Consider the following 26,117-nt stretch of genomic DNA (forward strand, 5'->3'; position numbering starts at 1 on the left):
TTCGCCGCCTTCTCCATCGCCGGGGTTGTGATGTCATTTCATCGTTTTCAAACATGTCGAATCTTTTTCGCTGTTCTGGGACTGATCGTCGCCACGGCGCTTCCTGCACTGGCCGATCCGTTCGAGGCCGCGGTCGCAAAATTTGCGAACGGCTCGTTTGCGGATTCGATGGAAGCTGTTGAGGCCATTGCCGCCAGCGGAAACGCCGAAGCCTATCCCATTATCTCCGCGCTACAGGAGAGCCGCCTGCTGACGGACTCTGATACGAAGAAGGTTTATATCAAGACCGCCGATGGCAAATATCTCGATGCAGCTACAGGACAACATGTCGCTTCTGTGTCGCAAAGTGCCAGCCCTGTGCGTCTCAACAATCGGATGCGCAGGCATGTCGAGTCGGCCCTTGCGGGCCTGACCTTGTCGTCACCGGACGCGGCTGTGCGCATTCAGGCGGCCCAATCGGTTTTCAAGAGCCGCAATCCGTCCGCTCTGCCGGCGGTTGAAACCGCTCTGCAAAAGGAAACGAATACATCCGCCAGATTGGCCTTTGCCGAGGCGAAGGCGGCGATCATTCTGTCGAAAGCTGACGCGACCGATGCGGAAAAACTCGATGCGATTGCTGTGGTCAGCGGGCGAGGCGATCAGGACGCGCTGGCGCTGCTCAATGATTTGCAGGTGGGATCATCAGAACGGCTAACGCGTGCGAAAGGAAATGCAATTGGTTCGATCAAGAACAAGCTGGCCGTCTGGTCCGTTGCGCAAAATGCATGGTACGGCATTTCGTTAGGTTCGGTCCTGCTGCTGGCCGCGATCGGGCTGGCCATCACGTTCGGTGTCATGGGCGTCATCAACATGGCCCACGGCGAGATGGTGATGATCGGCGCGTACGTTACTTTTGTGGTGCAGGAAATCATTCGCACGAAATATCCTGCGCTGTTCGATTATTCACTGATCGTAGCGCTGCCTTCGGCATTTCTGGTTGCGGGTGCGATCGGCATCGTGATCGAGCGAGCCGTCATCCGGTTTCTCTATGGGCGGCCACTGGAAACGCTGCTGGCGACGTGGGGCATCTCACTTATTCTTCAGCAGGCGGTGCGTACCGCATTCGGTCCGACCAATCGCGAGGTCGGCAATCCGTCATGGATGAGCGGCGCATTCGACCTCGGACAGTTGACGATCACCTATAACCGCCTGTGGATCGTGGTTTTTGCCATTGCCGTTTTCCTCGTCCTGCAGGCGATGTTGCGTTACACGAGCCTTGGCCTTGAAATGCGCGCCGTGACCCAGAACCGCCGCATGGCGGCGGCCATGGGGATCGCAACGTCGCGGGTCGATGCTCTGACCTTCGGGCTTGGCTCCGGCATTGCGGGTATTGCCGGCGTTGCATTGTCACAGATCGACAACGTCAGCCCCAACCTTGGGCAAAGCTACATCATCGACAGTTTCATGGTCGTGGTATTCGGCGGCGTAGGAAATCTGTGGGGTACGCTGGTCGGCGCGCTGACGCTCGGCATGGCGAACAAATTCCTTGAGCCGGTGGCGGGAGCGGTGCTCGGCAAGATCGCCATTCTGGTTCTCATCATTCTTTTCATCCAGAAGCGGCCGCGCGGAATGTTCGCGCTCAAGGGCCGATCGGTGGAAGCATGATGCCGCATCTTTTGACTCGGTCGCTCAACAGGAGCGCGGCGGGATTCCTCCTTGTCGTGGCGGCTTGCGGCATTCTGGTGCCAATATCGAACCTGCTGCTTCCGGAAACCTCGCCGCTGCAGGTGCCAACCTATCTCGTCGCGCTGTTCGGTAAATACGTCTGTTACGCCATTCTTGCGCTGTCGATCGATCTGATCTGGGGCTATTGCGGAATCCTGTCGCTGGGACATGGGGCGTTCTTCGCGCTCGGCGGTTACGCCATGGGCATGTATCTGATGCGGCAGATCGGAACGCGCGGTGTCTACGGCAATCCGATTTTGCCGGATTTCATGGTGTTTCTGAATTACAGCAAGCTTCCCTGGTATTGGCATGGCTTCGACATGTTCTGGTTCGCCGCGCTGATGGTGCTGTTGGTGCCGGGCCTGCTTGCGTTCTGCTTTGGCTGGCTGGCATTCCGCTCGCGAGTGACCGGTGTGTATCTTTCCATCATCACCCAGGCGATGACCTATGCGCTGTTGCTTGCATTCTTTCGAAATGATTTTGGTTTCGGCGGAAATAACGGCCTGACGGATTTCAAGGACATTCTCGGCTTCAACGTGCAGGCACAGGGAGCGCGCGCCACGCTGTTCTTCCTGTCCTGCCTGGCGTTGTCATTGGCGTTTCTACTGTGCCGCGCCATCGTGACATCCAAACTCGGCAAGGTGCTCATCGCGATCCGCGATGCTGAATCCCGAACACGGTTCCTGGGATACCGCGTCGAGTCCTATAAACTCTTTGTGTTCACGCTGTCCGCGTGCATGGCGGGTGTGGCGGGTGCGCTTTACGTGCCGCAGGTCGGCATCATCAATCCCGGCGAGTTTGCGCCGGCCAATTCCATCGAGGCGGTAATCTGGGTAGCGGTGGGTGGCCGCGGCACGTTGATAGGTGCTGTGCTCGGTGCCGTTGTCGTGAACTACGCCAAGACGGTTTTTACCTCGGGTGCGCTGGCGTCGTACTGGTTGTTCATGCTGGGTGCCTTGTTTGTCGGCGTCACGCTGCTGCTGCCGAAGGGCATCGTCGGAACCGTCTCGGACTGGTGGCAAGGGCACAGTGCCGGCGCGGAAGCGAATGTCCGGGATACGGCGGAAGAAGATGGCGTCACCGGTACGAGCCTGGCGGAGTAGTTTATGAGCATGCTTGATATGCGAACGACTTCGGCCATGCTCTACCTTGACGGTGTGCATGTGTCGTTTGACGGATTTCACGCCATCAACGGTCTGTCTCTGACGATTGCGCCGGGCGAGATGCGTGCGATCATCGGCCCGAACGGGGCTGGCAAGACCACGATGATGGACATTATCACCGGCAAGACACGGCCTGACAAAGGCGATGTGCTGTTCGATGGCACCGTCGATCTGACACGTCTGGATGAGGCTGAAATTGCCGAACTCGGGATCGGCCGAAAATTCCAAAAGCCCACCGTCTTCGAAAGCCAGACGGTTGAGGACAATCTGCTGCTGGCGCTCAAGACCGATCATCGTGTGTCAAAGACACTGTTCTGGCACGAATCTCCGGATGAGTCGGCGCGGATCGACCGTGTTCTGAAAACGATCCGGCTCGCCAATTCGCGCAACCGGTTGGCGGGTGCGCTTTCGCATGGTCAGAAGCAATGGCTCGAGATCGGGATGTTGCTGGCGCAGGATCCGAAACTGCTTCTCGTTGATGAGCCGGTGGCGGGAATGACAGATGTAGAGACGCACCAGACCGCGGAGCTTCTCAAGGAGATCAACAAGGAGAAGACGGTTGTTGTTGTCGAACATGACATGACCTTTGTCCGCGAACTTGGTGTTCGCGTGACATGCCTGCATGAAGGCTCAGTTCTCGCAGAGGGGTCGATCGATCAGGTATCGGCGAGCGAGCGTGTTATCGAAGTCTATCTGGGACGGTAACGATGCTGGAGGTCAACAACATCAGCCTTTATTACGGAGCGGCGCAGGCGCTGCGCGGTGTGTCGCTGGTTGCCGAACCGGGCAAAGTGACGTGTGTGCTCGGTCGCAATGGTGTCGGAAAGACCAGCCTGTTACGTGCGATGGTGGGCCAGTTCCCGATCGCAAGCGGATCCATTATGTTCGATGGTGCAGACATTTCCGGGCTGAAACCATATCAGCGTGCTCGCCAGGGCATGTCGTTCGTGCCGCAGGGGCGTGAAATATTTCCGTTGCTGACGGTGGAGGAGAACCTCAGGACCGGTTATGCGCCATTGAAGCGGAAAGAACGCAAGATTCCAGATGATGTGTTCTCTCTGTTCCCGGTTCTGCATTCGATGCTTGGGCGGCGCGGCGGTGATCTATCGGGCGGGCAGCAGCAACAACTGGCAATTGGCAGGGCGCTGGTGATGCGCCCAAAAGTACTGCTGCTCGACGAGCCGACTGAAGGGATTCAACCTTCCATTATCAAGGATATCGCCCGGGCGATCTCATACCTACGCAGTCTCGGGAGCATCTCCATTGTCTTGGTCGAGCAGTATCTCGACTTCGCCTGCGAGCTTGGCGACAGTTTCGCTGTCATGGATCGTGGCATGATTAAATTCGGCTGCGACCGCAACAACCTCGACCCCGGCGAAATCAGCCGGGCGATGGCGATCTGAAATATTCATCTATGTATAGGGATGCGTTCGAAGCGCGGATGCCTGATTATTTGAACGCAGTTAGAGGCGGGCTTGGGTGCGCACATCGTTAGCTACGAGAAATTATTATTGCGCTGCAGCCAGCATTTGAAACTGCTCACAGACTTAACGAGCCGTGGTGACGGGCGCGATGGACGTCCGTCACATTAGTGACCGTTCATAATATTTGGCGCGATCCGGCAGATTGTGAAACTCCAGCCATCAAGGGTGTGCGAGTCGAGCGTCCGCGCAAAACGGGGCGCTCGTAAAGCTCCGATGCAAATCGGCCCAAACGTATCTGTAGATAATATCGGCCGCCCTCGCGGCGGGTGAGGTAGGGGGCGCGCGCCATCGCGTTTCCGTCCTTTCCGGGCGCGATTGGCTTGTGTGACATCACTGGGAGATGTCACACAGCGATCTCGAACCCCTGATTGGGCGAGTGTGTTGAATTTCAAGGATTTTTGGAAAGCCGACGAAGTTGGTAGCGAGAGAGGGACTCGAACCCCCGACCCCAGGATTATGATTCCCGTGCTCTAACCAGCTGAGCTACCTCGCCAAACGTCCGGGTGCCCCGGTTCCACCGAAGGCGCGCGAATGGCGGCATATAAAGAGGGACCCAAATGCCTGTCAAGCAAGAGAAGGCTGTGGAGACGCATCATTTCGGCCGCACATTCGGATCGCCGCCAGGGCTGCCAGGCGGAGGAATTACCGGCATCGAGCCGCTGGGTGGATTTGGTGTCGGCGCATGAATCTCGGGATCGACGCCGGGAGGAGGGCACAGCACACCGTCCGATCGGGCGAGCGTATCGCCGAGCGTCTTGCCTGCCCCGTCTTTCGGGTTCGACGGTTGGACGCTGCCTTCGGTCGGCGCTACCTGCGTGGGCGCGCATTTCGTTGTGGAATGATCGGAATTCGGCGGCGCAGTTTGCGCCTGCGGAGTCGAAGGGGCAGGTGCTGCCTCCGCCATCACGAGTGACGGCACAGCCGCCAAGGTACAGGCCATCGCGAGGCGCGAGATGGATATCCGCATGCCGGTTGAACGGCTGCGGCGCGTGGATGTTCCTTGCCGAAATCAGCGCTTGCGATAACGGATCAGGGAGAAATGTCCCATCGGTGGCATCGGCCGTCGCTCGATCAGATCGATGCCGCCATGGCGTGCTGCCCAGTTGACGAGCCGGGCCCATGGGAACTCGGGCCGCCAACCCAGTCGCCGTGCCACCGGCGCGAACGCCAACTCGAAGACTTTGCGTGGGCCGCTTTCCGCACCGATGTGGTTCACGAGGATCAGTTCGCCGCCCGGCTTCAGCACACGCACAAAGTCGTCAAGCGTCGCTTCCGGTTCGGGCACGGCGGTGACGACATATTGTGCGACCACGGCGTCGAACGTGCCGTCGGCGAACGCCAGATGCTTGGCGTCCATCACCGACAGCGCTTCCACATTGGTCAGATTGAGCGTGCGTGCACGTTCGCGGGCCTTGCGCAGCATCGGCTCCGAGATATCGACCCCGCAGATTTTCGTGGTCCGTGAATAGTCGGTGAGCGACAGTCCGGTGCCGATGCCGACATCGAGGATGCGTCCGCCGATCTGGTCGGCCAGCGCGATCGTGGCTTTGCGTCCGGCATCGAAAACCTGACCGAAGACGAGATCGTAGATCGGTGCCCAGGCGGCATAAGCCTTCGCCACTCCGGCGCGATCGATGTCGTTGCCCACGATGTGTTGAAATCCTAGATCGCGGCCGAGGCCGCAAGATTATGGGAATCTATTTTGTCGCCGTGATTGAAAGCGTGCGTGATGAAGCCTCCGCCGAGCACGCGCGCCTGTCCGGCGGGTGCATCGTAGAACACGCAGGCCTGCCCGGGCGAGATGCCTTCCTCGCCGGCGAGAAGCTCGACCTCGCACTGGTCGCCGTTCATTCGCAGATGAGCGGGTTGAGGCGGACGGGTCGAGCGCACCTTGATGTAGAGATCACGGCCTTCGGTTGCCGCGCGCTCGAACGAGCCGTCGCCTATCCAGTTGATGTCGCGAAGCGTGATGACGCTCTTGCGCAGCGCAGTGCGCGGGCCGACGATGACCCTGCGCGACGCTGCATCAAGTGCAACGACATATAATGGTTCGGCAGCAGCGATACCGATGCCACGCCGCTGGCCGACCGTGAAATTCACGATGCCCTGATGATGGCCGAGGACGCGGCCGCGCAGATCGACGATGTCGCCCGGCTGCAGTGCGTTTGGCTTCATGCGCTCGATCACGTCGGTGTAGCGTCCGGTCGGCACGAAGCAGATGTCCTGGCTGTCGTGCTTCTCGGCGACCGGCAGATCGAAGCGGCGCGCCAGCTCGCGGGTCTGGGCCTTGGTCATGTCGCCAAGCGGAAAACGCAAATCGTTGAGTTGATCCTGCGTCGTCGCAAACAGGAAATAGCTTTGGTCGCGGTCTGCGTCGGCGGCGCAGACCATGGCGCGCGTGCCGTCCGGCTGTCGGCGCGAGGCGACATAATGGCCGGTGGCCAGAGCTTTGGCGCCGAGCTCGCGGGCAGTGGTGAGCAGGTCACGGAATTTGACCGAACGGTTGCACTCGATGCACGGCACCGGCGTTTCGCCGAGCACATAGCTTTCGGCGAAACGGTCGATCACCGATTCCCGGAAGCGACTCTCGTAATCGAGGACGTAATGCGGAATGCCGATGCGTTCGGCAACATCGCGTGCGTCGTGAATGTCTTGTCCCGCACAGCAGGCGCCCTTGCGGTGGGTCGCGGCGCCATGATCGTAAAGTTGCAGCGTGATGCCGATGACATCGTAGCCCTCGGCCTTCAACAGGGCAGCCGTGGTCGACGAGTCGACGCCACCGGACATGGCGACGACCACACGCGTGCCGGACGGCGGCCCTTCGAGGTCGAGACTGTTGAACATCACATTGATCCAAAGGTGCGAAAGCCGCACCCTTTCCGTACTTTATTATAGTTGGGGAGGATGGGTGGCAATTAGAACGGTTTTGTCCGGCAAAACTTGCCCGGAGGGCAGAAAGGGAAGGGTAAAACGGCGCGGCGGAGGGCTGTTGTTTGACGTAAGATACTGTTTTTACTTGATATATTTGAGTTATGAGATTGGCCCGGTCCTTGCTCAGAGTGATGCAGGTACCTTTGCGAGAACCAGTCCGTGTTGAACGTCGCGCACGATCCAGCCGTCAATTCCCCGGTTTACAGCCACCGTGCTCCGCCCAAGGCGGATCAGGGAGGGTCTGCGGACGATTTCGGTTCCCTGGTCGATAGCAATACGACGGCGGCCGACCGCGATGTTCCAGCGCCGTCGCCTCAAGACAAGCCGGTTCGGCAGGCCGACAATAATGATCGTTCTGCCAGGCGCGACGACAGGAACGATGCCGACAATGCCGCGGATGCGCAGCAGGCTGCGCCGCGCACGGGCGTCGTTACTCAAAAGCCGAAGAAGTCATCCGGGCACGCAGAGGCCGGTACAACAAAAGCCGGCCTGACCGAAGGAAAATCGAAGCTCAAGGCGAAAGACGAACCAACTGACGGCGCGTCGGTCGATCCAAGCCAGTCTCAGCAGGCGGCTGGCGATGTGACCAATCCGAACGTGGTGGTCACGACGTCTGCGGCGGCGGCGATGACGGCAACCAAGTCTGATGGTGCATCCGATACGCCCGCCGAGACGGCGACGCCTGCCACGGGCATCTCCGTTGCGGTTGCGATGGCTTCGACTCAAGACGCCGCAGCCGGCACGGACGCAAAGGCGGTCGCGCTCGCCACCCAGACGGCCGCAGATCCTGCAGCCGGACAGGCTTTCTCCGAAAAATCGAAAACCGGTCAGGCACAGATTGCCGCCGATGGCGCAGCGTCGGCGACAGCAGGCGGCGGCGCGGACGAGACTGCGCTTTCCACCGGCATCGTCGTGCCGCAACAGGTCGCCGCAGCCGGTATGTCTGCAACCTCGACCGGCGTTGTGAAGACGGACGCGGTTGACGGCGTCGCCAAAGGCAAGTCCGCAAAAGCTCCGGCCACAACGACCGAGACAGACGGGACAGGTGTGAAGCCGGGCGGGGATATCAAACCCGACCCAAGCAAAAGCGACGCGTCTTCCTCGGCTGAGGTGGCGGACAACAATGGCCGCGCTGGTGTAGCTTCGGCGAAGACGGATGCGCCATCCGCCGTTCCAAGTCATGAGCGGCAGGGGACCGACACCCAGACTCTGAAGCCGGACGTCAGCTTCCAGGCGGCACTCGACCTGCAGACGCCTGTCTCGCAGCAGCCGCAGGCACAGCAGCAGTTCACGGTGACGGTGGCGGGACCGACCGCGTCCACGCAAGCCGCCAGCGTTCCCGTGCCGGTCAATGCGCTTGCGGTTGATATCGCGACACGCGCGGCAGCCGGCAACACCAGCTTCCAGATCCGTCTCGATCCGGCTGAGCTTGGCCGCATCGATGTGCGGCTCGACGTGGATAAGCATGGTCGGGTGACCTCGCACCTCACGGTGGAGCAGCCCGCGACGCTCGACATGCTGCGCAAGGACGCGCCGCAACTGCAGCGCGCGCTGGAGGATGCCGGCCTTAAGACCGGCGATGGCGGATTGCAGTTCAGTCTGCGTGATCAATCGCCGCAGGGTGGGCAAGGCGACGGCGGGCAGGGCCGCCATTCGCAGCGCCTGGTCGTCTCAGAAGAGGTTTCAACCACGCCGCAGGCTGTGGGCGCGAGCTATGGCCGGTCATCCGGTTCGAGTTCCGGCGTCGATATCAGCATTTGAGGACAAGCCATGTCGGTTGACGCAACAACGCCAAACCCCGTTACATCGGCTCCCGCGTCGGGGACGAATAACAGTTCGTCGTCGAGCAGTAGTTCGAGTTCGAGCTCCACGACGGGTATCGCGGATAACTTTCAGACGTTCCTGACGCTGCTGACCACGCAGTTGCAGAACCAGAACCCGCTCGATCCGCTCGATACCAACCAGTTTACCGCGCAGCTCGTGCAGTTCGCGCAGGTCGAGCAACAGTTGAAGGCGAACGATCAGCTGAGCTCGCTGGTGGCGCTGCAGAAGACGGCGCAATCCACGCAGGCACTGAGTTTCGTTGGTCAGACCATTTCGGTCGACGGTTCGACCGCTGCATTCAACGGCTCGGCGACCTGGAATTTCAATGCCGCCGCCAACTGCAATGCCGTCGTCACGATTTCGGCCCCGAACGGTCAAACTGCTTATACCGGCAGTTATTCGCTGACGGCAGGCAATGCGAGTTTCGTGTGGGACGGCAAGGGCAATGACGGCACGCAATGGCCGGCGGGCAATTACAAGCTGACCGTGACCGGCAAGGACACATCGGGCAAGGATGTCACGGTGACGACGGAAGTGCAGGGTGTCGTAGACTCCGTGGATATGACGACCAGCCCGGCGCTACTCTCCATGGGTGGCAACAATTACACCATCGACCAGATCAAACGGGTGGTTCGCGGCAGCACCACTGATACCGGCAGCGGAAACAACAGCAACGGCAACGGAACTACTTAGATACCGATCGCTTTGGGTCGATGAGTCTTTTCCCCGCTTCCTCGGAGGCGGGGCTTTTCATTGGCGAGGGCGGTTTCAGGAGAATGGCATTCGAAGCTTAGGCTTAGGCAAATTTTAAGCGGCGCGGGGTACCTTGTTCCCATAAGTGCAGTTTGAGTTTGTGAGTACGCCATGACAGAACCCCACCGCCCGAGGGTGAAGTATGTCATCGGGCCCGATGGTAGCCCGTTGACGATTGCCGATCTTCCGGCGCCTGGTACTAAACGGTGGGTTATCCGCCGTAAAGCCGAAGTCGTTGCTGCCGTCCGTGGCGGCCTTCTTTCGCTGGAAGAAGCCTGCAGCCGCTATACGCTGACGGTAGACGAGTTCCTGTCCTGGCAGTTCTCGATCGACCAGCATGGTCTAGCCGGGTTGCGCACCACCCGAATCCAGCAATACCGCCAGTAACGTCAACCGCCCGCGGCCGGGATTTTCCGAAAATCCGCTTCATTTCGTGAAGCGGGGCTTGAGGATGTCTCAATTTATGCCAGGCGGTTAACCGGCGTTAACCATATGGAAACCATCCCTAGGCAAATTCTGCCCAGTCGGTCCGATTTGGCCGAATCTTCGGGGTGGGTCTTTGCAAGGGCTGATTTCATTCCTTCGCGGTATGGGTGCAGGGCGGCTCGCGGCGATGTTGGCCGTGACCATGGCCCTATTGGGCTTTTTCGGCTTCGTCATCCTGCGGGTGACGGCGCCGCAGATGGTCACCCTTTATACCGATCTGAGCTACGACGACGCGTCCGGCGTCATGAAGGAGCTCGACCGTCAGGGCATTCCTTATGAACTGAAGAACGACGGCGCCATCATCATGGTGCCGAAGGACAAGGTCACCCGCCTGCGGATGAAGCTCGCCGAGGGCGGGCTGCCGAAGGGCGGCGGCGTCGGCTACGAGATCTTCGACAAGTCCGATACGCTGGGTTCGACCAGCTTCGTCCAGAACGTCAATCATCTTCGCGCGCTCGAGGGCGAGCTCAGCCGCACCATCAAATCTATCGATCGTATCCAGGCGGTACGTGTCCATCTGGTACTGCCGGACCGCCCACTGTTCTCGCGCGAGAAGCCGGAGCCTTCGGCAGCGATCGTGGTTCGTGTCCGCGGGGCACTTGAGCCGCAGCAGGTGCGCGCCATCCGCCATCTCGTCGCGTCGTCCGTCAACGGCTTGAAGCCGCAGCGCGTCTCGATTGTGGACGAGAACGGTCAACTGCTCGCGGACGGCTCGGGTGACGCCAACGGCATGGGCGACGTCGGCGCCGACGAGCGCCGCATCGCCTACGAGAATCGGCTGCGCAAACAGGTCGAAAGCATCATCACCTCGGTCGTCGGCGCCGGGCGCGCCCGCGTCCAGCTCTCGGCCGATTTCGACTACAACAAGGTCACCGAGACGTCAGACAAGTTCGATCCGGAAGGGCGCGTGCTGCGTTCCAGCCAGACGCGCGAGGAATCCTCCGCGACCTCGAACGGGCAGAACGGTCAAGTCACCGTCAATAACGAGATGCCCGGCAACCAGCAGCAGAACGCGGCGAATGCGGGCAAGGACCAGAGCAAGAAGAGCGAAGAGATCAACAATTACGAAATCTCTCGCACCACCAAGACGGAAGTGACCGAAGCAGGCCGCGTGCAGCGTGTGTCGGTCGCCGTGCTGGTGGACGGTACCTATTCCAAGAATGAAAAAGGCGATCTGGTCTACGCGCCGCGCAGCAAGGAAGATCTTGAACGCATCGCCACACTGGTGCGCTCGGCGATTGGTTTCGAGAAGAACCGCGGCGATCAGGTCGATGTGGTGAATCTGAGATTTGCGGATGCGCCTGCGGCGGTGCCGCTGTCGGAGCCGACCGGCTGGCTGAGCGTATTCCAGTTCACCAAGGATGACGTGATGTACTTCATCGAGCTTGGCGTGATGTCGTTGCTCGGCATCGTCGTGGTCTTCATGGTGGTTCGGCCGCTGGTCAAGCGCGTGCTCGCCGAAGACCCGATAGTTCCCGCGCTGCAGCCGGCACTCCCCGAAGCTGAGAAGCCGGCTGCTGTCGCAGGCCCCGTCCACACGGCGGCGACCGCGCAGATGATCGACGTCGCGCAGGTGCAGGGACAGGTGCACGCGCAATCCGTCCACCGTGTCGGCGAACTGGCCGATCGCAATCCGAACGAGACCGTTTCGATCATCCGTCAATGGCTGACAGAGCAACCGGCGTAAAACATGGCATCCGTTCCCGCCCAACAGAAACCGGAAGACATCGCCAGCGTCGTCGCGACGCTCGCCAGCCGTCAGGGCGGCCGTACGGCGGCGGCGGCGCAACTGAGTGGCCCCAAGCGTGCGGCGATCATGATGCTGGCGCTGGGCGAGCAATATGGCAGTAAGGTCTGGTCGCTGCTCGACGACGATGAAGTGCGCGAACTGTCAGCTGTGATGTCGTCGCTCGGTACCATCGAAGCCAATGTTGTCGAGGATCTACTGCTCGAATTCGTTTCGCGGATGTCTGCATCGGGCGCGTTGATGGGCAATTTTGACGCGACCGAGCGGCTGCTGCAGCAATATCTGCCGGCCGAGCGCGTTAACGGGATCATGGACGAAATCCGCGGCCCGGCCGGCCGCAACATGTGGGAGAAGCTCTCCAACGTCCAGGAAGAGGTGCTCGCCAACTATCTCAAGAACGAATACCCGCAGACGGTTGCGGTGGTGCTGTCGAAGCTGAAGCCGGAACATGCCGCCCGCGTGCTGGCGATTTTGCCCGAGGACATGGCGCTCGACGTCGTCAACCGGATGCTGCGTATGGAGGCCGTGCAGAAGGAAGTCATCGAGCGTGTCGAGAGCACGCTGCGCACCGAATTCATGTCCAACCTGTCGCAGACCCGCCGCCGCGATGCTCACGAGGTGATGGCGGAAATCTTCAACAATTTCGACCGCCAGACCGAGACCCGCTTCCTCACCGCTCTGGAAGAGGAAAGCCGCGAGGCGGCCGAGCGCATCAAGTCGCTGATGTTCACGTTCGACGATCTCGTGAAGCTCGATGCAGGCTCGGCGCAGACCCTGATGCGCCATGTCGACAAGGACAAGCTCGGCGTTGCCCTGAAGGGCGCCAACGATGCCGTGCGCGAATTCTTTATGGGCAATATGTCGACCCGCGCGGCCAAGATGCTGCAGGACGATATGGCTGCCGCCGGTCCGGTGCGACTGCGCGACGTGGATGAGGCCCAGGCGCTTCTGGTGAATCTTGCGAAGGATCTCGCCGCCAAGGGTGAGATCATGCTGCAGAAGAACCGTGCTGACGACGAGTTGGTGTACTGATGAGCGCGCCCGCGAAATTCCTGTTCGATATGGACTTTGCCGCTCCGGCACATGCCGAGCGGCAGGCTTCGCGCGCGGAAATCGCCCAGCTGATTGCGGACGCCGAGGCGCGTGCGTTTCGCGACGGATTTCAGGCGGCGCAGAGAGAGGCGAGCGTGGAAAGCGATCGCCGCTCCGCGCTGGCGATGGAGGAAATCGCTATCGCCATGCGTTCGCTCGCCTCGAACTTCAAGGCGGTCGAGGGACGGGTCGAGACCGAAGCCGTGGACGTGGCGGTGGCGGTCGCGCGCAAGCTGTGCAGCGAACTAATCGCAGCCGAACCGCTCACGGAAATGATGGCGCTTGTCGCCGATTGCCTGCGTCATCTCACCTCGACGCCGCATATCGCGATCCGCGTCAACGACACGTTGTATGACCGCGCCCGTGAGCGGATCGAAGATCTTGCGCGCCGTAGCGGATTCGAGGGGCGGTTGGTGATTCTGGCCGAACCGGACATCGGCATTTCGGACTGCAAGATCGAATGGGCGGACGGTGGCTGCACGCTCGACCGTGCTGCGACGAACGACAGAATTGCTGAATTGGTGGAGCGCTATATGGCGGCTCGCAATCAGGCCGGATATTCGGCCGGGAGAGGCTCATGAGTGATACTGATGGACAGGGGCAGGTGCCGTTGCCGGACCTGAACGCGACCGAGGCTCCGCCGCTCGATCAGGCAGCTTATTCGGAAGACGAAGAGCGCGGCGCACGCATCGCCTCCGATCTCGAGGCGGTGTTCGACGTGCCGGTGCAGGTGTCGGCGGTGCTCGGCCGCTCGAAAATGGATGTCAGCAATCTTTTGAAGCTGGGTCCCGGCACCGTGCTCGAACTCGATCGCCGCGTGGGTGAGGCGATCGACATCTACGTCAACAACCGTCTGGTGGCGCGCGGCGAAGTGGTTCTCGTGGAAGACAAGCTCGGCGTCACCATGACGGAAATCATTAAGGCTGAACGCGCGTAGGCCGCGCGGAACATCAAACCGAACGCCGCAAATGGCGCGATACTGACAGGAGCAAATCATGCGGCTTCTCATCGTCGGAACCCTGAAGGGGCAGCTGACAACCGCAACCAAGATTGCGATGGACAACGGCGCGAGCGTGACGCACGCCGAGGACATCGAACTCGCGATGCGGGTGGTGCGCGGCGGCAAGGGTGCGGACCTGCTGCTGGTGGATGTCGCCATTGATATCCGCGATCTGGTAATGCGGCTCGAGGCCGAACACATCCACGTACCGATTGTGGCCTGCGGCATCACCAACGATGCGCGTGCCGCGGTCGCTGCGATCCACGCGGGGGCCAAGGAATACATCCCGTTGCCACCGGATCCGGAGTTGATCGCAGCGGTGCTGGCCGCGGTCGCCAACGACTCGCGCGACCTGATCTATCGCGACGAGGCGATGGTGAAGGTCGTCAAGCTCGCGCAGCAGATAGCGGGCTCCGATGCTTCGGTGATGGTGACGGGCGAGTCCGGTACCGGCAAGGAAGTGCTGGCGCGCTATGTTCACAGCCGTTCAGCGCGGGCGAAGAAGCCGTTTATCTCGGTGAACTGCGCGGCCATTCCGGAGCACCTTCTGGAATCCGAATTGTTCGGCCATGAGAAGGGCGCCTTCACCGGCGCGATCGCGCGACGTATTGGCAAGTTCGAGGAAGCGACTGGCGGCACGCTGCTGCTCGATGAAATCTCGGAAATGGATGTGCGGCTGCAGTCGAAACTGCTGCGCGCCATTCAGGAACGGGTGATCGACCGCGTCGGCGGCACCAAGCCCGTTCCGGTCGATATCCGCATCATCGCCACCTCCAACCGCAACCTTGCGGATGCGGTGCGTGAGGGCACGTTCCGCGAAGACCTGTTGTTCCGTCTCAATGTTGTAAACCTGAAAATTCCGGCCTTGCGCGAACGTCCGGCGGACATCCTGGAACTGTCGCAGCACTTCGCCCAGAAATATGCGAACGCCAACGGCGTGCCGGTGCGTCCCCTGTCGGCCGAAGCCAAGCGCGTGCTCACGGCAAACCGCTGGCAGGGCAATGTGCGCGAGCTGGAAAACACCATCCATCGCTCTGTGCTGATGGCACAGGGTGATGCGATCGGCGCTGAGGCGATCCTGTCGCCGGACGGTGATCGGCTCGATCTTGCCAAGACCGCTCCGGCGGTCGCCCACGCGACGCTCGCCGCCGAGCAGGTGACGCGTGCGCTGGTTGGACGCACGGTGGCTGATGTCGAGCGCGATCTCATTCTCGAGACGCTCAAGCATTGCCTCGGCAACCGCACCCACGCGGCGAATATTCTCGGCATCTCGATCCGCACGTTGCGCAACAAGCTCAACGAATATGCTGACGAAGGACAACCCATCCCGCCGCCAGGCAGCGGCGAAGCGCGCGGCGTGGTCGCGGCCTGAGCGTCGCATCCGACACTCTCAACGGTCCGATCAACGGCGGCCTTGGCCGCCGTTTTTTCGTTGGGTCCGGTCGGGAATGGGCCGCATCCCATGAGTGGGCACCGTTCATTGTGTTGCGGAGGATTGCGGATCTGGCGCATAATCGCTGCGATCTTGGGTGGTCTTTCCGGCGGTCATGATGCCGCGCCTGCCTGCCGGAGATGGCTGATCCAGCCATGATTAAAGTTGGCGGGATCGGATGCGGCAGATATCACACTGGCGACCTTAACGGCGGCTTTGCCTCGGCGGCGATGAAAACCCTCATCATCGATAACTACGATTCTTTCACCTACAACCTCGCCGACCTGATTGCGGACATCAATCAGTGCGCGCCGCGGGTGGTGATGAACGACGCAGCAACCTGGGACGAGATTGCGAGAGAGCCATTCGACAACATCGTGATCTCTCCGGGCCCCGGCCGGCCGGATCGCGCCTCAGATTTCGGATTGTCGCGCGATGTACTGCTCAATGCGAACGTTCCCGTTCTCGGGGTGTGCCTCGGTTTTCAGGGACTCGCGATGGCATCGGGCGGGCGGCTCGCTTACGCGCCGTCGCTGGTGCATGGCGAGGCGTCGCTGGTGCGCCATGATGACGATCCGCTGTTTGCGGGCGTGCCGTCGCCTTTTGCGGCGGGGCGTTATCATTCCTTCATGATCGAGCGGCCGTTGCCGCCGCATCTGAGGGAGATCGCCTGGACCGATGATGGTTTGTTGATGGGGATCGCGCATCGCGACAAGCCGCAATGGGGTGTGCAATTTCATCCCGAATCGATCTTGACGGAACATGGCAGGCGACTGCTCGAGAACTTTCGGGATTTGTCGCGCGGTACCGCACTTGCCCCGAAAATGGAGCGGCTCCCGCGTCAAGCCCCGGCACTCTCTGAAATAAGAAAAGCATTCTGGCGTGAATTGCCGCGCGCGATCGATACCGAGGCCGCGTTCTGCCAGTTATTTGCTTCGTCGCCTCATGCGTTCTGGCTCGACAGCAGCCTTGTTGCACGCAGCCTGTCGCGCTGGTCGTATCTCGGCGATGCTTCCGGGCCGAATGCGGAGATCGTCAGTTACGATTGCGTGGATGGGTTTGTTGTCGTCGAACGTGCAGGTGGACGTCAGCGCCATAACGGCAGCATCTTCGATTATCTAAAGGCTCAGCCACCAAGCGTGCCGCAAACGCCGCCGCCATGTCCGTTCAGGGGCGGATATGTCGGCTGGTTTGGTTACGAATTGCAGCAGGATTGCGGATCGAAAGTCCATCGCGATGTGTCAACCCCCGACAGCCTCCTGATACGCCCCGACCGCTTCATCGCCGTCGATCATGCGGAAGGCAAGAGCTATCTCGTCGCAATCGACGCGCCGGAGCGTGAGGCGCACGCCCGACAGTGGTTGGACGAAATGGAATCCGCGCTCACGCATCTCAGAACGCTCTCGCTTGTTGTGCCCCGTGCGATGCGGCCGCTCGATATCGTCATGGCCAAGGGCGAGCGGGCGTATCGCACCAGCGTCGAGGAATGTCTTCACGCGATCCGGGAAGGCGAGAGTTATCAGGTCTGCCTGACCAATGAGCTGTCATGCGAGGCCGATCTCGATCCGCTTGATGTCTATCGCGTGATGCGGAAAATAAATCCCGCGCCGTTTGCGGCATTCATGCGCTGGCCGGGCGGTGCGGTGCTGAGCGCATCGCCGGAACGGTTTCTGTCGGCGGACACAAAGGGTGAGGTTGAAACCAAACCTATCAAGGGCACGGCGCGGCGCGATGCCGACCCGCGCCGCGATTGCGAATTGCGCGAGACCTTGCGGCAGAGTCGCAAGGACCGCGCCGAGAATGCGATGATCGTCGATCTGCTGCGCAATGATTTTTCCCGTTGTTGTATGCCGGGCAGTGTGCATGTCAGCGAATTGTTTGGCGTGGAAAGCTATGAGACCGTGCACCAGCTTGTCAGCACGGTGCGTGGCGTATTGCAGCCCGATTGCTCGGTGCCCGACCTGTTGCAGGCTGCGTTTCCAGGCGGGTCGATGACGGGTGCGCCGAAATTGCGGACGCTGGAGATCATCGATCGGCTGGAGGAGCGTCCGCGCGGAATCTATTCGGGCGCTCTGGGATGGATCGGGGCAGATGGCGCTGCGGATTTATCGATCGTCATCCGCACCATTGTCGCGCAGCAGGGGCGCTTCACAATCGGTGTCGGTGGCGGCGTTGTCGCGGCGTCAACGCCGCAGGCGGAATATGCCGAAATGCTTTTGAAGGCGCAGGCGTCGATCAAGGCGCTCGTTGTGACAGCGTTCGGTCGCTTTGATGAAAGTCTTTATCGGCTCTCGGAGCGCGCTCAAGTCCAGGTCGAGGAGCACGCGTCGTGACGCAGGTCTGGTACAATGGTGCGTTTCTTGACGCGCAGGACGCGCGTCTGTCGATCGCCGATCGCGGTTTCACGCTGGCGGATGGAATCTTTGAAACGATTCTTGGTATTGGCGAAAAACCTGTCTGGTTTCCTCAACATCTGCATCGTCTGCGCGATGGCGCTTCCCAACTTGGCTTGCACGTCGCGTTCGACGATCAGGCGTTGGAGGCAGCAGTTGTCGGGCTTTTGCGCAAAAACGGATTTGTGCGCAGCGCAGTTCGTATCACGCTGACACGAGGTCCGGCAGCGAAGCGCGGCCTATGGGTGGATGATCAATCGTCACCGACCCTTCTGATGACGTGCGCCCCTTCGGCTCTTGTGACCGAACCGCAACGTCTTATCATCGCGCGCTCGACGCGTCGTAACGAATATTCTCCGTTATCGCGGATCAAGTCTCTCAATTATGGCGACAATATTCTGGCGCGGCGTGAGGCCTTGTCGCGCGGTGCAACCGATGCGCTGATGCTGAACGGGCACGGGTATGTCGTATGCGCGACCGTGGGAAATCTGTTCGTGCGGATCAACGGTGAATGGGTCACACCACCTGTCTCTGACGGCATTCTTCCGGGCATCGCACGCGCTAAAATCATCCCGTGCTTGCGCGCGCAGCAGACCTCGTTATCCGAGGCCGATATGCGCTCTGCGGATGCGGCCTTCATCAGCAACAGTCTCGGTAGCGTCGACATCGTGGAGATCGATGGGGTGAAGCTTCCCCCGTATCTCGCCGAATTGCCGGTTGAGGCACTTTATGAGTGACCAGTAAGTCGAAAGACAAGGAAACAAAAAAGCCGGCCTTAGGGTCAGCTTTTTCGTCTCAGAACTGTTCGCAAGATCAAAGGTTGCGCTTGGCCGCTGCCGCTGCCTTGTCCACGGCTTCCTTGGTGGCTTCCTTGGCATCGCCGACCGCCTTCTGGGCGTGGCCCTTCGCTTCCTGCAGCGCGCCTTCGCCTTGCAGGCGATCCGAGCCCGTGGCTTCGCCGATACCCTGTTTCGCCTTGCCGATAGCTTCGTTCGCGGTGCCTTTAATCTTGTCAGCGGTGCTACCCATTGCAAACTCCTTCATGTTGAGGTTCGTGGAGGAAACAATGGGATGCCGTGCACGTTCCTGCCTAAGAAGCTGAAATAAATGAAAAATCGGGGGAACAGGAAAAGTGCCTTCGGAATTTGCATGCACGACAATGGAGCGACCGCTGTGCTGACGTCGCAGGCAAGGAAGATCACCTGAAAGCGTTTCGGACTTCGTATAATCTCATTCACGATGTTGAGATTCGATGTCGTGTCAGGATCAATTCAGGATTGGTAGTGAGACTTTATAAGGACAGCCCAGTCCATCCTCGCATTGGTATTTTAAAGCCCCGCCTGCTTTCCTGCCGATGGGTCATGCGACCCGCACCGAAAAGGACGCTTCCATGAGCTTCTCTTTCCGCCGCGATGTTTTGACGCGTCCGATATTTGCGTGGGCTCACAAGGCGCTTCCAGCGATGTCTGACACCGAGCGCGAGGCACTGGAAGCGGGCGACGTGTGGTGGGACGCGGATCTGTTCACCGGCAATCCGGATTGGTCGAAGCTGCGGGCCTTCGCTCCGGCGAAGTTGACGGACGAGGAGCAGGCGTTTCTTGTGGGGCCGGTCGAAGAGCTCTGCGCCATGATCGACGACTGGAAGGTCAACTGGGAGTGGCGTGATCTGCCGCCGGACGTGTGGGCTTTCATCAAGGCGAACAAGTTTCTCGGCATGATCATTCCGAAGGAGTTCGGCGGGCTGGGTTTCTCGCCGTTCGCGCATTCGGAAGTGATCCGCAAAATCTCCTCACGCTCCATCGCTGCTGCGGTCACTGTGATGGTGCCGAATTCGCTCGGGCCGGGCGAACTGCTGATGAAATTCGGCACTCGCGCGCAGCAGGATAAGTGGTTGCCGGGGCTGGCAGCGGGCCGCGAAATTCCCTGCTTCGGCCTCACCAGCCCGGATGCGGGCTCAGATGCTGCGTCGATGACTGACACCGGCGTGATCTGCAAGGGCGTGTTCGAGGGGCAGGAGGTGCTCGGCATCCGCCTGAACTGGCACAAGCGCTATATTACATTGGGACCAGTGGCTACGTTGCTCGGCCTCGCCTTCAAGGCGCGCGATCCCGATCATCTGATCGGCAATCAGAATGAACTCGGTATCACGGTGGCGCTCATCCCAACCGATCTGCCCGGCGTCACCATCGGTCATCGTCATCTGCCTGCGATGCAGGTGTTTCAGAATGGCCCGAACTGGGGCAAGGACGTTTTCATTCCGATGGACTATGTCATCGGCGGGCAGGCCCGGATCGGCCAGGGCTGGAAGATGCTGATGAGCGCGCTCGCGGCGGGGCGCGGCATTTCGCTGCCGTCGCAGTCCGCATCCGGCGCAGCCTATTGCGCGCGCAGCGCGGGCGCTTATGCGCGTGTCCGTGAGCAGTTCAAGGTGCCGATCGGCAAGTTTGAAGGCATCGAGGAGCCGCTCGCGCGTATCGCGGGCACGGCCTATCAGCTCGACGCGGCACGACGCCTGACCTGCGCGGCGCTCAATCAGGGCAAACACCCCGCCGTGATCTCGGGTATCATGAAGCTGCATGCGACGGAGCGGCTGCGGATCGTTGTCGACGACGCGATGGATATTCACGGCGGCAAAGCGATCATCGACGGCCCGCAGAATTATATGGGCAATCTCTACCGCTCGGTGCCGGTCGCGATCACAGTGGAAGGCGCCAACATTCTGACGCGCAACCTGATCGTGTTCGGGCAGGGCGCGACGCGTGCGCACCCGTATCTGCTGCAGGAGATCAATGCCATTGGCAACCCGGACAAACAGGCTGGGCTGGAGGCATTCGATCAGTCGTTCTGGAAGCATGTCGGCCATGCCTTTACCAATCTGTTCCGTGCTTGGGGTCGAAGCTGGAGCGGCGGTCTGTTCGCGCCCGCGCCTGACGCGGGGATCGTGGCAGGCTACTATCGCCAGCTCTCCCGTTATTCCTCTGCATTTGCGCTATGCGCAGACATGGCGCTCCTCACGCTCGGCGGCGCGCTCAAGCGCAAGGAGATGCTCTCGGCGCGGTTCGGTGACATCCTCTCCGAGCTTTATCTTTTGTCGGCAGCGCTGAAGCGTTGGGAAGACGATGGCCAGCAGGACGCGGACTTGCCCGCGCTGCGCTGGGTGATGGCCAATGGCATTCGCACCATGGAGCAGCGCTTTGCCGAAGTGCTGGCGAATTTGCCGAACCGCCCCGTTGCGTGGCTTCTGAAATTTGTCGTTCAGCCGCTGGGCGCGAAGGCTCTGGGACCCTCCGACAAGGTCGTACATCAATGCGCGCAGATGATCTTGTCGCCATCCCCCGAGCGCGATCGTCTGACCGCAGGCCTTTATCACGCCGGCGCCAATGACGATGGGCCACTGTCCCGCCTTGAACGGGCCTTCCGTCTCGTCGTGGCAAACGAGCCGATTGAAAAGAAAATGCGCGCCGCTCATATTCGCGACTGGCAGGAAGCCGCTTCGCGCGGCATCATCACGGCGGCGGATGTGGAAGCGATCAAGACAGCGCAAGAGGCCGTGGCGAAGGTGATCGAGGTCGACGACTTCGCGCCGGAAGCCCTGTCTCCGATCTACCGTCAGAACCATCCTGCCACCGCAACCGCGGAAAGGGCCGCAAGCTGATGTCCCGTCCTGTCTATATTATCGATGGCAGCCGTACGCCGTTCCTGAAGGCGCAGGGCGGTCCGGGGCCGTTCACGCCGGTCGATCTCGCGGTGCAGGCCGGGCGTCCACTGCTCGCGCGGCAACCGTTCAAGTCGTCTGAATTCGATCAGGTCATTCTCGGCTGCGTCAATGTGATTGCCGACGAGGTTAATCCCGCGCGTGTTGCCGCGCTGCGGCTCGGCATGGGCGAGGACATGGTGGCCTTCGGCGTGCAGATCAATTGCGGCTCCGGCATGCAGTCGATCGACACGGCTTACCGCTACATTCAGGCCGGGCAGGCGGACATGATCCTTGCTGGTGGCGCGGAAGCGTTGAGCTATTCGCCGCTGGTGTTTCCGCAGGCCGGCGTGCGCTGGTTCGCGGGGATGGCGACGGCGCGCACCACGCTCGCGAAACTTGCGGCGTTCTTCAAATTGCGGCCCTCTTATTTCAAGCCGATCATCGGATTGGAGCGCGGGCTGACCGACCCAGTCACCGACCTCAATATGGGCCAGACCGCTGAAGTGATCGCGCATCTGATGGGTGTCACGCGCGAGCAGGCCGACGCCTATGCGGTGGAGAGCCACAGGCGGTTGGCCAATGCGCAGGCGCAAGGCTTTCTCAAGGGTGAAGTCGAGACGGCGTTCGACCGCAAGGGCAAATTCTACGATCACGATGACGGCGTGCGTCCCGATTCCTCGATGGACAAGCTCGCCAAGCTCAAGCCTGCGTTCGAGCGTCCGTGGGGACAGGTGACGCCGGGCAATTCATCGCAAATCACCGATGGTGCCTGCTGGACCATTCTGGCCTCGGAAGACGCCGTGAATAAATATGGCCTGAAGCCGAAAGCGCGCATCGTCGACAGCGCATGGTCGGGACTCGATCCGACCGTGATGGGTTTCGGTCCGGTACTGTCGTCGAACCGGCTATTGAAGCGCAACAACATGACGGTCCATGATGTCGAGACGTGGGAAATCAACGAGGCCTTTGCCTCGCAGGTACTCGCCTGTCTTGCGGCGTGGAAGGACGACAAATTCTGCCGCGACATCCTCGGCCTCGACGGTGCGGCAGGCGAAATCGACCAGACCAAACTCAATGTGGATGGCGGTGCGATCAGCCTCGGCCACCCGGTCGGCACCAGCGGCAACCGCATCGTGCTGCATCTGGTCAATGCAATGCATCGCCTTGGCACCAAGCGCGGCGTTGCGACGGAATGCATCGGCGGCGGCCTTGGCGGCGCCATGTTGATCGAGACGGTTTAGGAAACGGCGATGGACAGCAAAATCCTCAATGCGATGAAGGACCACGTCCTCGAACTCGGACCTGCGCCGTCGTCCGGGCCTTATCGTCATTTCAAGCTGACGCGCGACGAAGACGGCATCGCCTGGCTTTTGTTCGACCGTGAAGGCGCGAGCGCGAATACGTTGTCGACTGAGGTGCTGGAGGAATTCTCGCAAATTCTCGTGGCGCTGGAGAACGAGCGCCCCACGGGGCTCGTTATTCGCTCGGCGAAACGCTCCGGCTTCATCGCGGGCGCGGACATCAATGAGTTTCGCGGCCTGTCCGATACGAGCCTTGTCGAGCAGCAACTCGGCCGCGGTCATGAAATCCTGAACCGGCTGGAAAACATGAAGCTGCCGACGGTTGCCGTCATTCATGGTTTCTGTCTGGGCGGCGGGCTCGAAGTCGTACTCGCTTGCAACATGCGGATCGCCATCGACGGCGCGCGCTTCGGTTTTCCCGAAGTGCTGCTTGGCCTGCATCCGGGTTTTGGCGGCACAGCGCGCTCGACGCATCTGTTCAATCCGGTCGAAGCAATGACCATGATGCTGACTGGCAAAAATGTCGATGCGCGCAAGGCGAAGTCGCTTGGCCTCGTCGATGCGGTGACGCAGGAGCGTCATGTGCGCGGCGCGGTGAAGGATGCGATCTTCGGCCGTCTCAAGCGTAAGCGCTCGATGCTGACGACGGTGATGAACATCGGTCCGGTGCGCGGTCTGCTGGCCTCGCGCATGCGATCCGAGACACGCAAAAAGGCACCGCAGGAGAATTATCCCGCGCCTTACGCGCTGATCGATCTTTGGGAAAAGCATGGCGGCAACCGCTCGGACATGCTGTCTGCGGAGAAGCCGTCATTCGCTAAATTGATGGTGACGCCGACGGCGCAGAATCTCATTCGCGTATTCTTCCTGCGCGACGAGATGAAGAAGCTTGCCGGCGGCAGAAGCCAGATCAAGCATGTTCACGTCATCGGCGCGGGCGCGATGGGCGGCGACATCGCGTCGTGGTGCGCGCATCAGGGATTGCGCGTGACGCTGGCCGATATGCAGCCAGCGGCCATCGCGGGTGCGATGAAGCGCGCGTCTGACCTGTTTTCGAAGATCACTCGCAGCCGGATCGGTCAGCGCGATGAACTGGATCGCCTGATCCCCGACATGACAGGTGAGGGCGCGAAGCATGCTGACCTCATCATCGAGGCGGTACCTGAAAAGCTGCAGCTCAAGCAGTCGATCTATGCCGGGCTTGAGAAGGTGATGAGGCCGGAGGCGATTCTGGCGACCAACACCTCCAGCATTCCGCTGGAAGAGCTGCGCACATCGTTGCAGCGGCCGGAGCGGCTGCTTGGCATTCACTTCTTCAATCCGGTCTCGCGGCTGCAACTCGTCGAAGTCATCAGCCACGATCAGGTGGACCGCGAGGCGCTCGCGAACGCGATGAAGTTCGTCGGCGGCATCGATCGTCTGCCGTTGCCGGTGAAGAGCTCGCCGGGTTTCCTCGTCAACCGCGCGCTGATGCCGTATCTGATGGAAGCGCTGCTGATGCTCGACGAGAAAATCGACAAGCTCACCATCGACGAGGCGGCGGAAAAATTCGGCATGCCGATGGGGCCCATCGAATTGGCTGATCAGGTCGGTCTCGATATCTGCCTTGCGGTCGGTGACGAATTGCGGTCCAAGCTCGGCGATTCCATTCCATCCGCTCCCGACTGGTTGCGCGAGAAGGTCGCCAAGGGCGAACTTGGGCGCAAGACCGGCCGCGGCTTCTACGAGTGGAAGGACGGCCGTGTGCAGAAGGGGCATGCGCATGTTCATCCCACGCCCGACATGACCGACCGTCTGGTGCTGCCGATGTCGAACGTCTGCGTCGCGTGCCTGCGCGAAGGCATTGTCGACAACCCGGATACGGTGGACGGCGCGATGATCTTTGGCACCGGCTATGCGCCGTTCCGTGGCGGACCGTTGAATTACGCGCGCGAGCGTGGGCCGGAAAATGTCGCCAACGCGTTGGCGGCGCTGGCGGCGAAATATGGCGAACGTTTTAAGCCGGACGCCGGCTGGGCGACGTTTCGCTGATTTTCATGGAACAGAGCATCGCATGACAGACACGCCTGTGACCGGACATGAGACAAGATCGATCGTGCTGGACGATACGGCGCCGCAAGGCGAGTTGTGCGTCCGCACCATTGCAATGCCGGCCGACACCAATCAGAACGGCGATATCTTCGGCGGCTGGCTGCTAAGCCAGATGGACCTCGCGGGCAGCGTGTTCGCCTATAAGGCCACGCTGGCGCGCAACGTCACAGTCGCCATCGAGGCGATGACGTTCCGGAAGCCGGTGTTCGTGGGAGATCTGGTTTCGGTTTATGGCACACAGGTGCGTATGGGACACACTTCGATCACTGTGCGTGTAGAGGCGTGGGTGCAGCGGCGCAACGAGATGGGGATCATTCTCGTCACCGACGGCAACTTCACTTATGTCGCCATCGACGATCAAGGACGGCCGCATCCGATCGAACAGCAAACCACGTCGACATCGACCTGAAGAGGCTCAAGCGCCTCAGCGATGATGACGATGGTGCCGGTGGCGGATATGGCGCTCCGGCGTCAGGTACTGCACCGGGGTGATGTCCAGTGGCGCGCCGAAACCGGCGGTCGGCATCGCAGCGGCATTGGCTTCCATCAGGCGCTGACGCTTCGCGGCGTAGTAATAGCCACCGGCATAATAGGCGACGGCGCGGTTGTGATTACCGCCAGCGGCACGATAGGCACCTGCGAGATACTTCACCGCGTAAGTCAGATTGGTTTCGGGATCGAGCAGGCCTTGTGCGGTGCCGGTGTAGCCGAGGCCGCGTGCGGTCTGCAGCTTGATCTGCATCATGCCGTAATTGCCTGCATGAACGGCGCGCGGATTGTATCGGCTCTCGCGCATGATGACCCGGTGGACCAATTCCGCGGGCACGCCTTCGGCGGCGGCATGGCTTTCCACCATGGCGCGATAGGATTCGCCTTCGGCATGAGCAAACGGAATTGCCGACAGCACCGCAACGGCGGCGAGCGCAAATCTTTTCATGTCAAAATCCTTATTCGATAAATCTGGTTCGGCAGGCCCGCGGCCAAATGCGCGAACGATAGCGTCCCTCAAAGGCGACGCG

At 60.7% G+C, this 26,117-nt stretch carries 23 protein-coding genes and 1 tRNA gene; 18 read left to right on the forward strand and 6 right to left on the reverse strand.

What is annotated here, in order from left to right:
- The first annotated feature begins 30 nt into the window (after nt 1-30).
- The 4 genes from urtB to urtE are packed head-to-tail and all read left to right on the forward strand — an operon-like array spanning nt 31 to nt 4,270.
- Nucleotides 31-1,644 carry an urea ABC transporter permease subunit UrtB gene (gene urtB, locus HMPREF9697_RS19005; RefSeq protein ID WP_002718884.1) on the forward strand — a complete coding sequence of 538 codons (1,614 nt, stop codon included), beginning with the start codon at nt 31-33 and terminating at the stop codon, nt 1,642-1,644.
- Entirely contained in the window at nt 1,641-2,807 is a 1,167-nt protein-coding gene (gene urtC, locus HMPREF9697_RS19010; RefSeq protein WP_040308038.1) for an urea ABC transporter permease subunit UrtC, read from the forward strand. The genes urtB and urtC overlap by 4 nt, the downstream gene beginning before the upstream one ends.
- Nucleotides 2,808-2,810: 3 nt before the next feature.
- Nucleotides 2,811-3,572, forward strand: a complete 762-nt coding sequence (urtD, locus tag HMPREF9697_RS19015) for an urea ABC transporter ATP-binding protein UrtD (protein WP_002718886.1) — start codon at nt 2,811-2,813, stop codon at nt 3,570-3,572.
- Between the two features lie 2 nt (nt 3,573-3,574).
- Complete coding sequence (urtE, locus tag HMPREF9697_RS19020; protein WP_002718887.1) at nt 3,575-4,270, forward strand: urea ABC transporter ATP-binding subunit UrtE; 696 nt, start codon at nt 3,575-3,577, stop codon at nt 4,268-4,270.
- A 497-nt stretch (nt 4,271-4,767) separates the two neighbouring features.
- Here the strand turns inward: urtE and HMPREF9697_RS19025 are convergent.
- From HMPREF9697_RS19025 to mnmA, 4 genes are all read right to left on the reverse strand, one after another.
- Nucleotides 4,768-4,844, reverse strand: a tRNA-Met gene (locus HMPREF9697_RS19025).
- 99 nt (nt 4,845-4,943) lie between these two features.
- The gene (locus tag HMPREF9697_RS19030) at nt 4,944-5,318 is read right to left on the reverse strand and encodes a hypothetical protein (RefSeq protein ID WP_040308039.1); all 375 of its coding nucleotides are present in this window, start codon (nt 5,316-5,318) and stop codon (nt 4,944-4,946) included.
- 42 nt (nt 5,319-5,360) lie between these two features.
- Complete coding sequence (locus HMPREF9697_RS19035; RefSeq protein WP_002718889.1) at nt 5,361-5,999, reverse strand: class I SAM-dependent methyltransferase; 639 nt, start codon at nt 5,997-5,999, stop codon at nt 5,361-5,363.
- Nucleotides 6,000-6,013: 14 nt separating this feature from the next.
- Nucleotides 6,014-7,195, reverse strand: coding sequence for a tRNA 2-thiouridine(34) synthase MnmA (gene mnmA / locus HMPREF9697_RS19040; RefSeq protein WP_002718890.1), 1,182 nt, complete (start codon nt 7,193-7,195; stop codon nt 6,014-6,016).
- Nucleotides 7,196-7,441: 246 nt separating this feature from the next.
- Here mnmA and HMPREF9697_RS19045 point away from each other — a divergent pair, with 246 nt between their 5' ends.
- From HMPREF9697_RS19045 to HMPREF9697_RS19090, 10 genes are all read left to right on the forward strand, one after another.
- The gene (locus HMPREF9697_RS19045; RefSeq protein WP_002718891.1) at nt 7,442-9,043 is read left to right on the forward strand and encodes a flagellar hook-length control protein FliK; all 1,602 of its coding nucleotides are present in this window, start codon (nt 7,442-7,444) and stop codon (nt 9,041-9,043) included.
- A gap of 9 nt (nt 9,044-9,052) precedes the next feature.
- The gene (locus HMPREF9697_RS19050; protein ID WP_002718892.1) at nt 9,053-9,799 is read left to right on the forward strand and encodes a flagellar hook assembly protein FlgD; all 747 of its coding nucleotides are present in this window, start codon (nt 9,053-9,055) and stop codon (nt 9,797-9,799) included.
- A 171-nt stretch (nt 9,800-9,970) separates the two neighbouring features.
- Nucleotides 9,971-10,246 carry a CtrA inhibitor SciP gene (gene sciP / locus HMPREF9697_RS19055; protein ID WP_002714638.1) on the forward strand — a complete coding sequence of 92 codons (276 nt, stop codon included), beginning with the start codon at nt 9,971-9,973 and terminating at the stop codon, nt 10,244-10,246.
- Between the two features lie 172 nt (nt 10,247-10,418).
- Entirely contained in the window at nt 10,419-12,032 is a 1,614-nt protein-coding gene (gene fliF, locus HMPREF9697_RS19060; RefSeq protein ID WP_040308040.1) for a flagellar basal-body MS-ring/collar protein FliF, read from the forward strand.
- 3 nt (nt 12,033-12,035) lie between these two features.
- The gene (fliG, locus tag HMPREF9697_RS19065) at nt 12,036-13,124 is read left to right on the forward strand and encodes a flagellar motor switch protein FliG (protein ID WP_002718894.1); all 1,089 of its coding nucleotides are present in this window, start codon (nt 12,036-12,038) and stop codon (nt 13,122-13,124) included.
- Nucleotides 13,124-13,765: a FliH/SctL family protein gene (locus HMPREF9697_RS19070; RefSeq protein WP_002718895.1), complete on the forward strand. Its 642-nt coding sequence runs from the start codon at nt 13,124-13,126 to the stop codon at nt 13,763-13,765. Before fliG ends, HMPREF9697_RS19070 begins: the two co-directional genes overlap by 1 nt.
- The gene (fliN, locus tag HMPREF9697_RS19075) at nt 13,762-14,121 is read left to right on the forward strand and encodes a flagellar motor switch protein FliN (protein ID WP_002718896.1); all 360 of its coding nucleotides are present in this window, start codon (nt 13,762-13,764) and stop codon (nt 14,119-14,121) included. Before HMPREF9697_RS19070 ends, fliN begins: the two co-directional genes overlap by 4 nt.
- Before the next feature lie 58 nt (nt 14,122-14,179).
- On the forward strand, nt 14,180-15,556 hold the full coding sequence (gene flbD, locus HMPREF9697_RS19080; protein ID WP_002718897.1) for a sigma-54-dependent transcriptional regulator FlbD: 1,377 nt from the start codon (nt 14,180-14,182) through the stop codon (nt 15,554-15,556).
- A gap of 290 nt (nt 15,557-15,846) precedes the next feature.
- Nucleotides 15,847-17,949 (forward strand): aminodeoxychorismate synthase component I, encoded by a 2,103-nt coding sequence (gene pabB, locus HMPREF9697_RS19085; protein WP_040308369.1) that lies wholly within the window; start codon nt 15,847-15,849, stop codon nt 17,947-17,949.
- Nucleotides 17,946-18,746 (forward strand): aminotransferase class IV, encoded by an 801-nt coding sequence (locus HMPREF9697_RS19090; protein WP_002718899.1) that lies wholly within the window; start codon nt 17,946-17,948, stop codon nt 18,744-18,746. The genes pabB and HMPREF9697_RS19090 overlap by 4 nt, the downstream gene beginning before the upstream one ends.
- Before the next feature lie 76 nt (nt 18,747-18,822).
- On the opposite strand, the gene HMPREF9697_RS19095 is transcribed toward HMPREF9697_RS19090, so the two are convergent.
- The gene (locus HMPREF9697_RS19095) at nt 18,823-19,038 is read right to left on the reverse strand and encodes a CsbD family protein (protein ID WP_002718900.1); all 216 of its coding nucleotides are present in this window, start codon (nt 19,036-19,038) and stop codon (nt 18,823-18,825) included.
- A 361-nt stretch (nt 19,039-19,399) separates the two neighbouring features.
- Between HMPREF9697_RS19095 and HMPREF9697_RS19100 the strand changes: the two genes are divergently transcribed.
- Genes HMPREF9697_RS19100 through HMPREF9697_RS19115 form a run of 4 tightly spaced genes read left to right on the forward strand, consistent with a single transcriptional unit; the run spans nt 19,400 to nt 25,507 of the window.
- Nucleotides 19,400-21,664 carry an acyl-CoA dehydrogenase gene (locus HMPREF9697_RS19100; protein ID WP_002718901.1) on the forward strand — a complete coding sequence of 755 codons (2,265 nt, stop codon included), beginning with the start codon at nt 19,400-19,402 and terminating at the stop codon, nt 21,662-21,664.
- On the forward strand, nt 21,664-22,947 hold the full coding sequence (locus tag HMPREF9697_RS19105) for an acetyl-CoA C-acetyltransferase (protein ID WP_002718902.1): 1,284 nt from the start codon (nt 21,664-21,666) through the stop codon (nt 22,945-22,947). Before HMPREF9697_RS19100 ends, HMPREF9697_RS19105 begins: the two co-directional genes overlap by 1 nt.
- A 9-nt stretch (nt 22,948-22,956) precedes the next feature.
- Entirely contained in the window at nt 22,957-25,038 is a 2,082-nt protein-coding gene (locus tag HMPREF9697_RS19110) for a 3-hydroxyacyl-CoA dehydrogenase NAD-binding domain-containing protein (RefSeq protein WP_002718903.1), read from the forward strand.
- Between the two features lie 22 nt (nt 25,039-25,060).
- Nucleotides 25,061-25,507 carry an acyl-CoA thioesterase gene (locus HMPREF9697_RS19115; protein WP_002718904.1) on the forward strand — a complete coding sequence of 149 codons (447 nt, stop codon included), beginning with the start codon at nt 25,061-25,063 and terminating at the stop codon, nt 25,505-25,507.
- 15 nt (nt 25,508-25,522) lie between these two features.
- Here HMPREF9697_RS19115 and HMPREF9697_RS19120 read toward each other — a convergent pair whose 3' ends face one another.
- A complete protein-coding gene (locus HMPREF9697_RS19120; RefSeq protein ID WP_002718905.1) occupies nt 25,523-26,035 on the reverse strand; it encodes a transglycosylase SLT domain-containing protein in 513 nt (170 codons plus the stop codon).
- Between the last annotated feature and the right edge of the window lie 82 nt (nt 26,036-26,117).

The sequence above is a fragment of the Afipia felis ATCC 53690 genome (assembly GCF_000314735.2).
Classification (GTDB): Bacteria; Pseudomonadota; Alphaproteobacteria; order Rhizobiales; family Xanthobacteraceae; genus Afipia; species Afipia felis.

What these genes read in the sequence shown, in the direction of transcription:
- urtB (WP_002718884.1), top strand. Translation starts at nt 31, where the DNA reads ATGTCATTTCATCGTTTTCAAACATGTCGAATCTTTTTCGCTGTTCTG.
- urtC (WP_040308038.1), top strand. Translation starts at nt 1,641, where the DNA reads ATGATGCCGCATCTTTTGACTCGGTCGCTCAACAGGAGCGCGGCGGGA.
- urtD (WP_002718886.1), top strand. Translation starts at nt 2,811, where the DNA reads ATGAGCATGCTTGATATGCGAACGACTTCGGCCATGCTCTACCTTGAC.
- urtE (WP_002718887.1), top strand. Translation starts at nt 3,575, where the DNA reads ATGCTGGAGGTCAACAACATCAGCCTTTATTACGGAGCGGCGCAGGCG.
- HMPREF9697_RS19030 (WP_040308039.1), bottom strand. Translation starts at nt 5,318, where the DNA reads ATGCGGATATCCATCTCGCGCCTCGCGATGGCCTGTACCTTGGCGGCT.
- mnmA (WP_002718890.1), bottom strand. Translation starts at nt 7,195, where the DNA reads ATGTTCAACAGTCTCGACCTCGAAGGGCCGCCGTCCGGCACGCGTGTG.
- HMPREF9697_RS19050 (WP_002718892.1), top strand. Translation starts at nt 9,053, where the DNA reads ATGTCGGTTGACGCAACAACGCCAAACCCCGTTACATCGGCTCCCGCG.
- sciP (WP_002714638.1), top strand. Translation starts at nt 9,971, where the DNA reads ATGACAGAACCCCACCGCCCGAGGGTGAAGTATGTCATCGGGCCCGAT.
- fliG (WP_002718894.1), top strand. Translation starts at nt 12,036, where the DNA reads ATGGCATCCGTTCCCGCCCAACAGAAACCGGAAGACATCGCCAGCGTC.
- HMPREF9697_RS19070 (WP_002718895.1), top strand. Translation starts at nt 13,124, where the DNA reads ATGAGCGCGCCCGCGAAATTCCTGTTCGATATGGACTTTGCCGCTCCG.
- fliN (WP_002718896.1), top strand. Translation starts at nt 13,762, where the DNA reads ATGAGTGATACTGATGGACAGGGGCAGGTGCCGTTGCCGGACCTGAAC.
- flbD (WP_002718897.1), top strand. Translation starts at nt 14,180, where the DNA reads ATGCGGCTTCTCATCGTCGGAACCCTGAAGGGGCAGCTGACAACCGCA.
- pabB (WP_040308369.1), top strand. Translation starts at nt 15,847, where the DNA reads ATGAAAACCCTCATCATCGATAACTACGATTCTTTCACCTACAACCTC.
- HMPREF9697_RS19095 (WP_002718900.1), bottom strand. Translation starts at nt 19,038, where the DNA reads ATGGGTAGCACCGCTGACAAGATTAAAGGCACCGCGAACGAAGCTATC.
- HMPREF9697_RS19100 (WP_002718901.1), top strand. Translation starts at nt 19,400, where the DNA reads ATGAGCTTCTCTTTCCGCCGCGATGTTTTGACGCGTCCGATATTTGCG.
- HMPREF9697_RS19105 (WP_002718902.1), top strand. Translation starts at nt 21,664, where the DNA reads ATGTCCCGTCCTGTCTATATTATCGATGGCAGCCGTACGCCGTTCCTG.
- HMPREF9697_RS19110 (WP_002718903.1), top strand. Translation starts at nt 22,957, where the DNA reads ATGGACAGCAAAATCCTCAATGCGATGAAGGACCACGTCCTCGAACTC.
- HMPREF9697_RS19115 (WP_002718904.1), top strand. Translation starts at nt 25,061, where the DNA reads ATGACAGACACGCCTGTGACCGGACATGAGACAAGATCGATCGTGCTG.
- HMPREF9697_RS19120 (WP_002718905.1), bottom strand. Translation starts at nt 26,035, where the DNA reads ATGAAAAGATTTGCGCTCGCCGCCGTTGCGGTGCTGTCGGCAATTCCG.